This window comes from Achromobacter seleniivolatilans, assembly GCF_030864005.1.
Lineage (GTDB): Bacteria > Pseudomonadota > Gammaproteobacteria > Burkholderiales > Burkholderiaceae_B > Achromobacter > Achromobacter seleniivolatilans.
The window spans coordinates 1,497,126-1,511,073 of record NZ_CP132976.1; the positions used below are offsets into that span (position 1 = coordinate 1,497,126).

12 protein-coding genes are annotated in these 13,948 nt (G+C 60.5%); 5 read left to right on the forward strand and 7 right to left on the reverse strand.

The window, feature by feature from the left end; genetic code table 11:
* Positions 1-2: 2 nt before the first annotated feature.
* Positions 3-473: a tripartite tricarboxylate transporter TctB family protein gene (locus RAS12_RS06725; protein WP_306946506.1), complete on the reverse strand. Its 471-nt coding sequence runs from the start codon at positions 471-473 to the stop codon at positions 3-5.
* A 274-nt stretch (positions 474-747) separates the two neighbouring features.
* Complete coding sequence (locus tag RAS12_RS06730; protein ID WP_306946508.1) at positions 748-1,953, reverse strand: MFS transporter; 1,206 nt, start codon at positions 1,951-1,953, stop codon at positions 748-750.
* Positions 1,954-2,062: 109 nt separating this feature from the next.
* Here RAS12_RS06730 and RAS12_RS06735 point away from each other — a divergent pair, with 109 nt between their 5' ends.
* On the forward strand, positions 2,063-2,548 hold the full coding sequence (locus RAS12_RS06735) for a MarR family winged helix-turn-helix transcriptional regulator (RefSeq protein WP_306946511.1): 486 nt from the start codon (positions 2,063-2,065) through the stop codon (positions 2,546-2,548).
* Positions 2,549-2,566: 18 nt separating this feature from the next.
* On the opposite strand, the gene RAS12_RS06740 is transcribed toward RAS12_RS06735, so the two are convergent.
* The gene (locus RAS12_RS06740; RefSeq protein ID WP_306946512.1) at positions 2,567-3,046 is read right to left on the reverse strand and encodes a nuclear transport factor 2 family protein; all 480 of its coding nucleotides are present in this window, start codon (positions 3,044-3,046) and stop codon (positions 2,567-2,569) included.
* Positions 3,047-3,082: 36 nt separating this feature from the next.
* On the reverse strand, positions 3,083-3,658 hold the full coding sequence (locus tag RAS12_RS06745; protein ID WP_306946514.1) for a TetR/AcrR family transcriptional regulator: 576 nt from the start codon (positions 3,656-3,658) through the stop codon (positions 3,083-3,085).
* A 479-nt stretch (positions 3,659-4,137) separates the two neighbouring features.
* Between RAS12_RS06745 and RAS12_RS06750 the strand changes: the two genes are divergently transcribed.
* The 3 genes from RAS12_RS06750 (at position 4,138) to RAS12_RS06760 (ending at position 6,088) form a co-directional block, all read left to right on the forward strand.
* Positions 4,138-4,290 carry a hypothetical protein gene (locus RAS12_RS06750; RefSeq protein ID WP_306946516.1) on the forward strand — a complete coding sequence of 51 codons (153 nt, stop codon included), beginning with the start codon at positions 4,138-4,140 and terminating at the stop codon, positions 4,288-4,290.
* Between the two features lie 261 nt (positions 4,291-4,551).
* Positions 4,552-5,214: a fused MFS/spermidine synthase gene (locus RAS12_RS06755; RefSeq protein WP_306946517.1), complete on the forward strand. Its 663-nt coding sequence runs from the start codon at positions 4,552-4,554 to the stop codon at positions 5,212-5,214.
* Between the two features lie 94 nt (positions 5,215-5,308).
* Positions 5,309-6,088 carry an acetoin reductase gene (locus RAS12_RS06760; RefSeq protein ID WP_306946519.1) on the forward strand — a complete coding sequence of 260 codons (780 nt, stop codon included), beginning with the start codon at positions 5,309-5,311 and terminating at the stop codon, positions 6,086-6,088.
* 51 nt (positions 6,089-6,139) lie between these two features.
* Here the strand turns inward: RAS12_RS06760 and RAS12_RS06765 are convergent, their stop codons facing one another.
* The 3 genes from RAS12_RS06765 to RAS12_RS06775 all read right to left on the reverse strand — a co-directional run bounded on the left by RAS12_RS06765 (position 6,140) and on the right by RAS12_RS06775 (position 10,447).
* The gene (locus RAS12_RS06765) at positions 6,140-7,159 is read right to left on the reverse strand and encodes a porin (protein ID WP_306946521.1); all 1,020 of its coding nucleotides are present in this window, start codon (positions 7,157-7,159) and stop codon (positions 6,140-6,142) included.
* Between the two features lie 414 nt (positions 7,160-7,573).
* Positions 7,574-9,124, reverse strand: coding sequence for a sensor domain-containing diguanylate cyclase (locus RAS12_RS06770; protein WP_306946523.1), 1,551 nt, complete (start codon positions 9,122-9,124; stop codon positions 7,574-7,576).
* 240 nt (positions 9,125-9,364) lie between these two features.
* Entirely contained in the window at positions 9,365-10,447 is a 1,083-nt protein-coding gene (locus tag RAS12_RS06775; protein ID WP_306951339.1) for a site-specific integrase, read from the reverse strand.
* Between the two features lie 216 nt (positions 10,448-10,663).
* Between RAS12_RS06775 and RAS12_RS06780 the strand changes: the two genes are divergently transcribed.
* On the forward strand, positions 10,664-13,687 hold the full coding sequence (locus RAS12_RS06780; protein ID WP_306946525.1) for an autotransporter family protein: 3,024 nt from the start codon (positions 10,664-10,666) through the stop codon (positions 13,685-13,687).
* Positions 13,688-13,948 lie beyond the last annotated feature (261 nt).

Below are 13,948 nucleotides of genomic sequence, written 5' to 3' on the forward strand. Positions count from 1 at the left end.
GATCAGCCCCAGCGGAACAGCGGAAACTGCAGCTGCAGCGCCCAAGAGAAGACAGCCACGCCCAGTATCGTCACACCCACGGCCAGCGCCGCCGCTGTACGCCAGGTGTGCTGGCGATCGCCCATGGCTGAGATGAAAACCAGCACGAAAGTGGCGGGTACGAGACCGCCAAACTTGCCGACCAGAATGAAGGCCAGCAGGCCGCCGATGATGCAGCCCCAGCCGCGCCATTCCGGCGGCGGGATTTCTTCGGCATCTTCTTCGGCGGTGATGGGGGACGCCGCCATCTTGGCGATGATCAAGCCCAACAGCACGAGCAACACGCCGAGAATCGCCGGAAACATTCCCGGCCCCATGCGCGCCAAACTACCTAGGGTGTACGTGGATGCCTGAGCGATGGCGCCCAACCCCAGCACGATCATCGTGCCCGCTGCCCACGCCTCGCGCCGGACGGCGCTGCGTTTCGATTGCATTGATCTTGTCCTCCCGTTGTTGTGCTCTTATCTGACTTGCGTCTGAATAAAAGCTGACATTGCAATGAATGCGGGAGTCTAAAAATCCAAACTTCCGTTCACCTTTCAGGCGTAGGACGAATCGGGCTTTGGGCGCTTTTTTATCGCAAAATCACGGGAAATCCCTAAGTTCCGGCAAGCAAAACCGCCGAGTTTGAGTCTTCTGCAAGGGCCGGCCACACGTGTTTTGCGCATCTATGTCCGGGCAGATGCTCGGCTTGGGCTATCGGCTGCTTCAGCGCGTTGCGGGCTGCGGACGAAAACGGCTCGCCATCGCAAACAGCACCAAGCAGATAAGCGTCATCAGAATCCAAGCGGGCGTCAGATCCGACAAGTGTTGGCGAATCAGGCCAGCGGCGAAGGGAAACAACGCCGCAATCAGGTAGCCGATGCCTTGCACAAACGAGGCCAGGCGTCCCGCTTCCAGAGAGGTGCGAGCATGGTCCATTGCCACGATCAGCGACAACGGAAACAGTGCGCCGATTCCCAGTCCGGCCAACACCGCTGCTGGCCAAGCCAGCGCGGCAGGCGCAAGAATCCAACCCATGAGGCCAAGCGCTAGCGCGCCAATGGCCAGGAATAGCGCGATGCGGCGATCCGGCAAACGCCCAATGCACAGTGACACCAGCAGGCCGGCCACGATTTCCGCCGCCGTCACCGCGCCCAATAGCTGGCCTGCCGCCACGGGCGTCCAGCCCAATGCGGTGTAGTAGGGGGGAAGCCAGGCCAACACCAGCGTGTAGGCGCCAGTCCCCAAACCAAAGAAGACCGCCAACAGCCATATGCGCGAGCGCGGCGTGGGGACAGGAGCTAATGCCGAGGGCGGGACGGGACTTGGGGTGGCATTTGCGTCGGCAATTGGCACGGCTTCCTGGGCCGCGGCGGTGAGCCGCATTACGAGCAGCCAGCCGAGCATTGCAGCGGCTGCGGGCAGCGACCATACCGCCAGCGCTTCCAGCCACGAGGCCCGTTGCGCCATCAGGGGCGAAGCCACGCTGGCGACCGCTGCGCCGCCCATGATCGCGGTGGAATAAAGACCCATGACGCCGCTGCTTCCTGTCGCAAAGCGGGTCTTGATGTAGATCGGCAGCAACGCCTGCGCGACCGCGATACCCAAGCCGGCAACAACGCCGGTTGCCAGCATCAGGCCGGTATTCCCAGCCCACAGCCGGCCTGCGGTGGCGGCGGTAATCAAGGCCAGACCCACAACAACGCCAAGTTCTTCGCCTAGCAGACGGCGCAACGGCGCAACGCTCAAGGCGCCAAGCCCCATCACAAAAACGGGCAGGGCGGTCAGTAGTCCAGCCACCGTGTCGGACATTCGAGTGGCGGCCAGCACCAGGTCCAGCAAGGGCGGAACGGACGCGAGAACTGGGCGCAGATTCAGGCCCACTAGAACGATGACGACGATGCGCCACGTATTGATACGAGAAGAAGACACGGTTGCTCCAAACCCGAAATTGCTACGGTTGCGCGCAGGTTTCGGTAAACTATCTTGGCGTCAAGATATGTGGATTGTATCTCTACGTCAAGATAAATGGAGAAAGGCCTTGGATAGAGCGAGTCGCGCGATTGAACAATGGAACCGTGAGCGCCCGGAGCTGGACGTCTCAAGCATGCGCGTGTTGGGACGCCTGGGTGAATGCGCCATGGTCATTACGCGCGACCGGATCAACCCGTTATTCGCGCAGTTTGGTTTGCAGCCCGGCGAGTTCGATGTGCTGGCCACACTGCGGCGCAGCGGCAAGCCCTACGCCCTGACGCCAACTGCGCTGTACGAAGACGCCATGATCTCATCGGGCAGCATGACGAACCGGATTGATCGCCTGGAGAAGGCCGGATTGGTAAAGCGGACGCCTAACCCGGACGACGGCCGCGCCACGCTGGTCATGCTGACCGGCACGGGCTTGAAACTGATCGATGAGGCCGTGGTGGCGCATCTGCGCAATCAGGCGGACGTTCTGGCGCCGCTGACCGCCGACGAGCAAGAACAATTAAGCGGCCTGCTTGGCAAGCTATTGCAAGCGTACGCCTAGCAGGCCGGCGGGGCAGCGCTACAGTCCGAGATCCGACAGGCCCGGGTGATCGTCCGGGCGGCGTCCCAAAGGCCAACGGAACTTGCGATCAGTCTCTTTGATCGGCATGTCATTGATGCAGGCGTAGCGGTGGATCATCAGGCCGTCTTCACCGAATTCCCAATTTTCGTTGCCATAAGACCGGAACCAATTGCCCGAATCGTCATGCCATTCATAGGCGTAGCGCACAGCAATACGGTTGTCGGTGAACGCCCACAATTCCTTGATCAGCCGGTAGTCCAATTCCTTGGCCCACTTGCGCGCCAGAAAAGCGCGTGCCTCTTCGCGGTTGTGCACAAATTCGGCCCGGTTGCGCCATTGCGTGTCCACGCTGTAGGCCAGCGCCACCTTGTCCGGGTCGCGGCTGTTCCAGCCGTCCTCGGCCAAGCGGACCTTCTGCACGGCGCTTTTGTGCGTAAACGGCGGAACAGGCGGGCGGACTTCAGGGCTTGCTGTCATGGGAGTACCTCGTTGGGTGGAACGTGCAGGGTTGGATCAAGACTTGCCTAGCAGCGCCGAAGCAGCGCGCTCGGCGCTGTCGGTGATGGTCAGGTCGCCCGTGACCAGGGCAACCGCGATCGCGCCGTCAATCAGCACCAGCAATTGACGCGCCGTTTCTTCCGGATCGGGCAGGGCAGCCGCTTGCGTCAAGGTCAACACGTGCGCCAGCAGCCGTTCCTTGTGCTGCCGGGCCACGGCGCGGATCGGATTTTCAGGGTCGCCGATTTCGCCCGCGGCATTGATGAATGCGCAGCCTCTAAAACCTTCGGACGCAAACCATACTCGCAAGGCGTCAAAGATCGACAGCAGCCGGGCTCGCGGCGTGCGCGCTTGCGTGGTGGCGGCGATGAACCACTGCATCCATCGTTCATCGCGAGCTTGCAAGGCGGCCGCGACCAGGGCTTCTTTGGTGGGATAGTGCTTGTACAAGCTCTTGCGCGCCACGCCGGAGGTCTTGACGATCAAGTCCATGCCGGTCGCGCTAATGCCGCCTTGATAGATCAGGTGTTCGGTTGCGCGCAGCAATTTTTCCTGCGTGCTGCTTGAAAGCTCGCTAGCGGTTGAAGTCATCTTGTTTTTCGGGAGAATGATCGTTCTACTTTGGACGCCCAAATGGTAGAACGATCATTCTCCAGCGTCAAGCAGGATCGTCCTCAAGGGCTGGCAAAGACCGCCAATAGGGCATCAGCGCTTAATTCGCTGGCTTTTTCGGTCAACAATGTGTTAACATCTTTTAATTGGCTGCAAAATAATAATAAGAACACTAAGTGCTGAGTAGGTTTTCGCACTGAGCAGATTGCATTAAGCGAGTTTTTCTGCAAAAGGCGTAAACGTAGCGGTGTAGATGGAACTACTGCGGTGGTAGCACTGCAGTAGGGCGACAGCGGTAGTTCCGCTTCGTCATACGCCCAGCGCAGCCAACTCTTTACGGCGTTACCTAGGTTGAATGCTGGCCCCCGCGTGTGTCGCGGCATTCTTGGTACGTCCGAATCCTGTGGTGTTGTGCTTCGCGCGGGGGGTAGCCATGCGCCCTGCATAGGAGAACGCTCATGTCGCATCAACTGGTTGCCAAGAAGTGGCGCTTTGAGATTCCCCCGTTGAACTGGAAGGCGCCTGACGCAGCCAAAGAATCCAAGCTCAACGCGGTGCCCGCGGATTCCGAATCCGCTGAAGACTCTGATACTTCACGCTCTACCGCCTGATCCCTTCGCGTACTCCGCGCCTGAACAAGCGCCTGTCTTTGTCCCGACAGGCGTTTTTTATTTTCCGCGATTTTTTCCGCCTGCTGCCGCATGCCGCGCAAGCAGCGTTTGGTCTTGCGTGCTCGTAAGCCCAGGTGCATGCACACTGGCCTCAGGGTGCGCTTCTTTTCCTGAAAGTGAGTTCTTGGTATGCCTGAAAACACGTCAAGCAATCAACAGGTTAGGCCCTTCATCTACGCCACGACGACATCAAGATCGCTGATGTTCTCGCACGCGGAAATCCAGAGCAGGATGTGGACGGGCGACCCCAACGCCCTCAACCTGGAATACACGCGGATCATGATGGCGTTTTTGCTGTTCAACCCCCAGCCTCGGCGCATCGCGATGGTTGGGCTAGGCGGCGGATCGCTGGCCAAGTTCTGCTACCAGCACCTGCCGTCCACCAAAATCGACGTGTTTGAGATCAACCCGCATGTCATTGCCTTGCGCGACACTTTCCTGGTGCCGCCCGATGATGGCCGCTTTGCCGTGTTGCAAGGCGACGGCGCACAACTGATCCAGCAATATCAGAACGAGTACGACGCGGTGCTGGTCGACGGATATGACATCAATGGCTTGCCTGGCCAATTGACCACGGAAGCGTTCTACGACCACTGCGTTGAAGCCTTGGCTCCCGACGGCATGATGGTGTGCAATTTCCATGCGTCCAACTTTCAGTACGGCGCCTGCCTTGCTCGCATCAAGAAGAGTTTTTCTGGTTCGGTCATTGAAGTTGCTGACACATCGTGCGCGCACAGCATCGTCTTTGCTTGCAACGGCGACGTGCTCAAGCGCCGCGCCGGCCTGCCCAAGCGCAAGCCTGCGCTGATGAGCATGGATATGTGGTCGCGCCTGCAACCCACGTACTGGTCGATGTTGATTTAGTCCATTAGTTCTGATTTATCGCAAGGCGTGTTCGTGTGAGAGGCATAGGCTGATACATATCGGTCATTGCCTCACATCACAAAGGAACATCGCCATGTCCATTCAAGGAAAAATCGCACTCGTCACAGGCGCAGGCTTGGGCATAGGCCGTGGCATTGCGTTGCGGCTGGCGCGCGACGGCGCCGATATTTGCCTGGTAGATCTCAAGCCAGACACACTCGGCCCCGTTGCAGAAGAAATCAAGGCGCTGGGGCGCAACGTCACGACCTTCGTCGCGGATGTGGGCGACCGCCAGCAGGTCTTTGCTGCCGTGGACCATGCCGAAAAAACGCTGGGCGGGCTGGATATTGTTGTGAACAACGCGGGCATCGCACAGGTGCAACCGATTTCTGACGTCACGCCAGATGAAATTGATCGCATCATGCGCATCAATGTTCAGGGCACCCTGTGGGGTATTCAGGCAGGCGCCGAGAAATTCCTGGCGCGCAAGCAGAAGGGCAAGATCATCAATGCTTGCTCGATTGCCGGCCACGAGGGCTTTGCCATGCTGGGGGTATATTCGGCGTCCAAGTTTGCCGTGCGTGCGCTGACGCAAGCCGCCGCCAAGGAATACGCCAGCCGCGGCATCACCGTCAATGCCTATTGCCCCGGTGTCGTCGGCACAGGTATGTGGGTTGAGATCGACGAACGCTTCTCCCAAATCACGGGCGCACCGATTGGTGCCACGTACAAGAAGTTTGTCGAAGGCATCGCGCTTGGCCGCGCAGAAACGCCAGAAGACGTCGCATCGCTGGTCTCGTACCTGGCAGGTCCGGATTCCGATTACGTTACGGGCCAAGCTATCTTGATCGACGGTGGTATGGTCTATCGGTGATAGTCAGTACGGCAACTGCGGCCCGTCAAGATCTTGGCGGGCCGCAGTTCATCAGAAGAGGTGGCGCATACCTACAATGGTCTGCAACACGTGGGTTTCACGCCTGTCCACGCGGTCTAGCAGCGCATACAGATTGGTGCGTTTGGACAAATCGTACTGATAGCCCATCGCCCAGCCCTTGATGTTGGAACTGGTGGCGCGCTGATAGCTGCCTAGCACCCGACCGCTGCCGCCCACCGGAAAGCTGGCTCCGCCTACGAACGAATTGATGCGCTTGAATCCGGCCGAAGGCCCGACGTTCGGATTGCGCAGCAGACCATACCCTGCGTGCAGTTTCATCCACTCGAAGTCGTAGACGCCCGCCAGCTGTAAGTTGCTGGCATTCATCTTGGCGGGTTCGCTTGAATCTGCATTCAGGCGTTCATAGGTCAGAGCTGCGGAGAGAGGGCCTTTCATGTAGCGCAGGCCCGCCGTCCAGACACGGTCATGGTTGGCGGTTTCAAACTGGGTGCTGTCATGCGCTTCAAAGCTGTAGCCCAAGCCGGCCTGCCACCCGTTAAAGGTAGGGGTCGTGTAGATCACGGCGTTGTTTACCCGCCCCGAGCTGCCGAAGTCGCCGTCGTTGAAGCCGGACGTGACGGATGCGGCCGCGCCGCTCCAGCCAGTACCAAACGGCGATGCCACGCCACCCCAACTGTCGCTCAACACTTGCTGGCGGCCCAGGCGAACTTCGCCGAATCCGCCTGCCAGACCCATATACGCCCAACGGCCAAAAATACGGTCAGAACCTTGGGCCTGTTTGCCTGTTGTGGGGTGAAATCCGCTTTCCAGGCGGAACACCACGCGGTATCCATCGCCCAAGTCTTCTACGCCTTGCAGGCCCCAGCGCGACCCGGATTGCACGCCGTCTTTCAAACCCAGGCGCGACTCTCCGCTATTGCGTTCATAGGCCAGCCCCATGTCGATCAGTCCGTACAGCTTGACCGAGCTGGTTGAAGCGTGCGCGATGCTGCTGCAGGACAGCGCCGCCAAAGCCGCGACCAGCGTGCCGCATTTTTTTGATGTTTTCATACGAACCCCCAAGTGTTGTTGGTGCTGCGTTGGACAAAAGAATCCCCGGCGGCCTGCCTGACGGCGGGTCGAATGGGAAGAGAAGAGAGGCGGGAGGCTAGGGCGCGGACACGTCAACACGCGCGTGGGCCGCGTTCACCATACCATGGTCCATGTCTATCCTGCGGACGGCTGATCAAGCTATCCGATAGGGGTGATGGCCCAAGACAGCGAGCACGCTGAAAGCACTGAAAACAAGACGAATACGGAAGACATGGCCTCTCCAAAGAAGCGCGGCGGAACAGGGCGCGCAGCAACGGGATGACCCGTGGGTTGCGGCGGCTCGGCAGCTACATCGAATGAGGCAAATTATGAAGAGCGTCGAGGCAGTGTCCGGCAGGAATCGGACAGAGGGACGCTTTAGCTGATATCAGTTCACGCGGCGTGAGTGACGACGCGGTTTCGCCCTTGTTGCTTGGCTTCATACAGTGCCGCGTCTGCGGCTTGGAACGCCTGGCCCACATCGGGCCCGGAGGACGGCCATTGCGCCACGCCCGCGGATACCGTAATACCCCCGACCCCTTTGAGCTGCCTTTCCGCCATATGTTTGCGCAGCCGCTCGGCCACATTGGCGGCCTCTTTCGCGCCCACGCCGGGCAGCAAAATCAGAAACTCTTCGCCTCCGTTGCGGCACAGAATGTCCGACGGACGCGAACAGTCGCGCATCAATTGCGCCATGTCCTGAATGACTTCGTCGCCCTTGGTATGGCCGAAGGTGTCGTTGACGCGTTTGAAGTGGTCGATATCAAGCGCCACCACGGCGAATGGCGTGCCAGATGCTTGCAGATGATCCACGGCATCCTGTGTCCCGCGCCGGTTGCGCAGGCCTGTCAGCGGGTCGGTGATGCTGGCCAGGTTCAGCTTGCCGATCTTTTCCTGAAGGCTGGTAAAGCTCCAGATCACCGCGCGCTTGAGCCGTTCCGCTTCAAAATACCAGGCCTTGACGGACTGCACCCGTTGCATGGCAACGGCAACATCCTGATGTTCGACGTTGGTGGCCAGCTGCGACAGGGGCAGCGAAATCATGCGCGCGCACCACCAGATGGCCAGCAAGAAGGCTATCGCCAAGGGCGCTGCGTAGCCGATCAGCGCCCAGATCAGATCGTGTATTGGTTCCAGCGTTACTTCAGCGGGCCGTTGCGCAATCATGCCCCACCCGCTGATGGGTTCGGCGGCGTAACCGGCAAGCATATCCACGCCTTTGGTGTTGACCACCCGTTGCGCTCCGGCCTTGCCTTCAATCACTGCGGCGACAACGGGGTTGCTGTTCACAAGCTCGCCCACGCGGGCGGCGTCTACGTGATAGATCAGCCGTCCATCGCCATCAACCACGAATAGATACGAACCATCGTTGTAGTGATGCTTGCCCAACAGATCCTGCAAAGCGCTTTCGTTGCGCAAGTAGATCGTCCCCGCGATATAACCCTGGTAGCGGCCTTCATTGGAAAAAATGGGATGGGACACATTGATGAGCAAATTGCCCGCAATGGACATATAGGGCTTGCTGATCAAAGGTTGCCGCGCTTGAAGCGCACCGCGGCTGCCGGGGCTATCGACCCTGGTTCCCAGAAAATTCCGGAAGTTCAGGGAAGTGGCCAGAATGATGCCGTCGGCGCGCACCACGCCTACCGAGTTGAAGTGGTCGGTTTGCTGCTGTACACGCATGACTTCCGCCGTCAGCAGTTCAGGCGCCTCCATCTGGTCAGCGATGTGGCGCGCGCTATAGGCCAGTTGCTGCTGCGCTGCTTTGAGAAAGCCGCCGGCGCTTTCCGCCAGCTTGGCTGCATAGACGCGATTGGCTTCCAGCGTATTGGCAATGAGCTGATCGCGTTGTACGCGATAGCTGGCGTACAACGCGTTTGCGGTGGCGGCAATGGCGCTGAACACGGTGAGCGCAAGCACAAGCCCGCGTAAATTGATTCGCATAGGGATCGGGGCGGGCAGGGTATCTAGGCAGCGCGGGGACGAACGTATGCGCCTAACAAGGGGCCTGAAAATCTAGGGTGGACGGGCGCCACTGGCAAGCAGCGCTGATTGTAATCATGACAACGATTGGGGTGCGGCCTGATACATTCCGGTGGCCGCAAGCGCGGCATTCACGCAACAGTTTCCAGTCAGCTGGAATGCCCGCCGCCATGGTAATGATTACGGCAAGCCACCCTGGTTCTATAGGGCCTTGTCGGGTTCCGCTTCGTCCAGCAATCTGGCCGCCGGCGATTGGGACGCTGCGCCAGCGCGGAAATAACCCATGACGGTTGCGACGCTGGCGTGACCGGTCATCGCCATCGTGTCGCCAAGCGGCACGTTCTGCCGCCCGGCTTCCGTCACAAAGCCCGAACGTAAGCTGTGTGCCGAGAATTCGCCTTCCAAGCCGGCCAGCTTGCAGCGTTCCAGCACGATATCCCGGACGGCCGCTGCGGCCAGGGGTTCGCCTATGACATCGCCTCGGCGGACACGCCGAAAGATCGGCCCTTGGCGGATGCCGCTGGCCGCGAGCCATGTGGCTAGGGCCTGGGCCGCCATGCCTGAGATGGGTTTCTGGTCTTCGGCGCGCTTGGCGCCTGATTGATTGGTCTTGGAATGCGCCAGCGAAAACAAGTATCCATCGGCCGTGCGCACGGTGTTTTCGACCGTGGCGCGCACCACTTCGGAACGCCGGCGGCCGCCGCTGGCCCACGCAAACAACAGCAAAGCCCGGTCGCGAATGCCGCGTAGTGTGTCATCGCAGGTCGCCAGCATGGCCTGTAACGGTTCGCGGGTAAGCGCCTCTTTTTTGGCGGGCGCCACACCGCGCCGGGCATAGGCACGGCGTGTCTTGGCCAATAGCTCGCGCACCGTGGCATGACGGCAGGGGTTTGGATAACCGTGCAGCTCGTGCGCCTTGGACAACACTGACAGACGCTGCAGCAGGGTGTTGAGGCTGGGTGCGCCCAATTTGCCCTTGGCCTTCAACCGGACAAGTTCTTGGTCCAGCGCCAGCGGCAATTCCCACTTCAGGCCGTGGTCCGTCGACCGCTGGGCATGGTCCACCACGAACTGGATCACGGCGGCTTCGGGCAAGGGCAGCACAAAGCGCTGCCCGTAGCGCAACTCAAACCAGGCCGTCCAGTAACGAATGGCCGCCCGGTAGCTGGCTGCGGTGTTGGCCGAACTGCCTTCGCGCATCAGGCTGCGCACTGCGGCGTCGGCCTGGGAGTCCAGGGACTGAGGGTCCAGGAGCGGAAGCGAAGCCAGCAGTTTCAGCTGCATCGGGGAAGGGCTGTTCACGATGATGGTAGAAATTCCAGAACTATACGTAATTCCAAGACGCGGCACGGTGATGGAGTGAAAACAGGGCCGTTGCCAATTTGCCGCATATTGACGCGCTGATTGCGCCCTTGGTCTGAAGGGCAGTATAGATAGCTGATAGCCAGCACACCCATGTCCCGCAAGTTCATCAGAACGCCAAGACAGAAAGGTGAGTGGATGACGCATCGATTGTTTTCCTGTGCAATGCGGCTGCCCGTTTATACGGGGTTGATTTCGGCCGCGCTCCAAGCCCTGTTGGTCTCGCCCGCCTGGGCGCAGCAGGTTGTCGCCAACGGAACTTCACGAACCGCTTCGGGAACCATCAACACCGGAGCTAACGGCACTGTTGGCTATGGCTTGTGGGCATTGAACGCCGGTCAGATCACGGCATCTCCTCCACTTTTCATCACCATTACGGGCGCATCAGCGGCGGGCGCGGTAGCGCAGTCGGCAGGAAAAATTACGATAGGCGCTGGTGGCGCATCGATTGCTACTACCGGCGGCACCGCCTATGGCTTGTATGCGACAGGCGTAGGCTCCTCGATCAATAGCACGGGCGCGTCCGTGCAGACCGGCGGCAACACCGCATACGGTGTCTACGCCAATGCCGGAGGCACTATCACGCTCAATGGCGGATCGGTGACGACGACTGGCACTCAGGCGTCCGGCCTGTTCGCCTTTGTCAATGGCGCGACCATCACCGCAACGAACACCACAATACTCACCCGGCAAAACCAGGCAACTGGCGTCCAGGCCAACGTGGCAGGGCACATCACACTTACGGGCGGTTCCGTAACCACGCTCGGGTCGCAGGCTGAGGGTCTCTACACCATCGATACCAATGCAACGGTCGCGGCCACCGGTACAACCGTCTCCACGGCGGGCGACGCCTCGCATGGCGCGCACGCCTTGGTCGGCTCCATTACGTTGCAAGATGTCGGCATCACGACCACGGGAGCAGGCGCTTTCGGCGCAAGGGTGGACAACCAAAGCAGCTTGTCGGTGACGGGTGGGAGCCTGGCGACTCAGGGCGCATCGTCGTACGGCGTCTTATCCATCGCGGCAAGCAACGGCACGCTGACGAATGTGGCCGTGTCTACCAGCGGCGGCTCCGCGCCAGGCGCGGCTGCCCAATTCGGCGCGAACTTGACGATTAACGGCGGGTCGGTCACAACAACCGGCCCGACATCTAGCGGGCTGTTTGCTGTCGGCATGGTGACCGTTACCGCGGTGGGGTCCACGCCAACGGCTTCGGTCCCTGAGACGCAAGGACTGGGCGGCCCCGCGCCGCTTGCCGGGGTAATAGGCGCCAAGATCACGGCAAATGATGTGCTGGTCCAGACGCAGGGAGCAGGGTCCAACGCGGCAGTCGTGCGTGGGGGCAGCTCCATAGTGCTGAACAACAGCACGCTGCAAGCGCAAGGCGCTGATGGCAATGCGTTGTTTGCGTCCGCCTACGACGTCAATGCCAGCACGGTCACGGCAACCGGCACCACACTATCTTCAGGCCTGGGGGCTGCCATCAAAGCGAGCGGCACGACTTTCAACGTGTCCTTGGACAATTCGACGGCCACCGGTGGCGTAGCCGCACTTTCAGCGGCAGCCAATTCGGGGACGCCCGCCATACTCAACGTCAACGCCGGCAATGGCTCGGTCCTGACGGGCGCCGCGTTAATGGATGCGTCCAGCACGTCGAATCTGACGCTTGGCGGCGGGTCAGTCTGGAACATGACCGGCAGCTCGGTCCTTAGCAGCCTGTCTTTGAACGCCAGCCAAGTACTCAGCTCCACGCCCGCAGGCGGCACATACAAAACGCTGACACTGGGCTCACTCACGTCGACCGGTGGGATGATCGGCTTGAACACCTTTCTTGCCGGCGACGGCGCGCCTTCAGATCTGGTGGTGATGAACGGCGGAGCCGCAAGCGGGCAGACACGTTTACGGATCACCAATGCCGGTGGTGCGGGCGCGCTGACGACCGCGAACGGCGTTCAGGTGGTGCAAGCGGTTAACGGCGGTCAGGCTGCCGTGGGCGCATTCGCCCTGGATGGCCGGGCCGTAGCGGGGCCTTATGAGTACCGCCTGTATCGCGGGGGTGCGCAGGCTGTTGATGCGGATAATTGGTACCTTCGCTCTCAAAAACAGCCAGATCCGCCCGTTCCGCCGGCGCCGCCCGAACCTGTTCCGCCAAACCCGCCGACTCCTCCCGGCCCGCCGATCCCGCCCAATCCGAATCCCGAGCCGCTGTACCGGCCCGAAGTCGCTGCTTATCTGGCCAATCAGCGCCTGGTCGGGCAGATGTTCGTACACAGCATGCACGACCGCCTTGGAGAGCCCCAATTTATCGAAAACACATCCTTTCCCGCGGACGCTTCCATCCGTTCGTCGGTTTGGATGCGTACGAGCGGCAGCTGGGAAAAAAGCGGGAGCAAGGACGGCAACTTTGATGTCAGCACAGACTTGTTCCTGATTCAGGGCGGGGGTGATATTGCTCAATGGCGCCTGACGTCTAGCACCGATCGCCTGCATCTAGGCGTCATGCTGGGCTACGGTTCTGCGGACAGCAGTGCCCGCGCCGACGGCAACTCGGCCAAAGCCAAAGGCCGGGTTGACGGCTACAGCACGGGGCTCTATGCGACGTGGTTTCAGAATGACGCGACCAAGTTGGGCGCGTATGTCGATACCTGGGCGCAATACGGTTGGTTCAACAATCGGGTTATTGGCGATAGTTTGCCCAGAGTTGATTACGACTCCCGTGCGTGGTCCGTTTCGGCTGAGACGGGCTATGCGATGGCCCTGGTTGGGAATTGGGTGCTTGAACCACAAGCTCAGGTTATCTACGTTCGATCCAACACTGACAGCCTGACCGAAGACAACGGTACCCGAGTCAGCGGCGCCGATTCTCACGGCACGCTTACCCGGCTCGGTGTGCGCACCCGAGTCAATGTTGATTTGGGCAATGGGCGTACGGTGCAACCATTCGCGACCGTCAACTGGTGGCATGCCAGTACTGACAGCTCCGTGTCGTTCAACCAGTTGCCCCTTGGCACGCTGTACCCGAAGGACAGGTATGAGCTGAAGGTGGGCGCCAACGCCAACTTTACAAAGGGTTGGACGGGTTGGGTGAATGTCGCTGGCGCGTGGGGCAGCCAGGATTACCAACAATACTCGGGCAGGATCGGCGTGAAGTACGCCTGGTAGGCGGCTGCGCTGGCTGGCCCTAAGCTCGTGAGCGACTCGCCTCTCTGCGGGGCGAGCGTGCCCGCGCCTGCCATGGGCGGCGCATACCGTGACGGCACGACCAAACTTCCTGGCGTGCGCCCCGTGTTCTGGGCGGGTGAGGGCGGGTCAATCGCCTGTAGTGCTTCGGCAGCGCCGCCGTATCGGTCTGCCACGTTTCTGATTCCAGCTTTGCACCTGCAAATGTCCGAATTCACGGGCATCGGCACGGATCGGCGTATT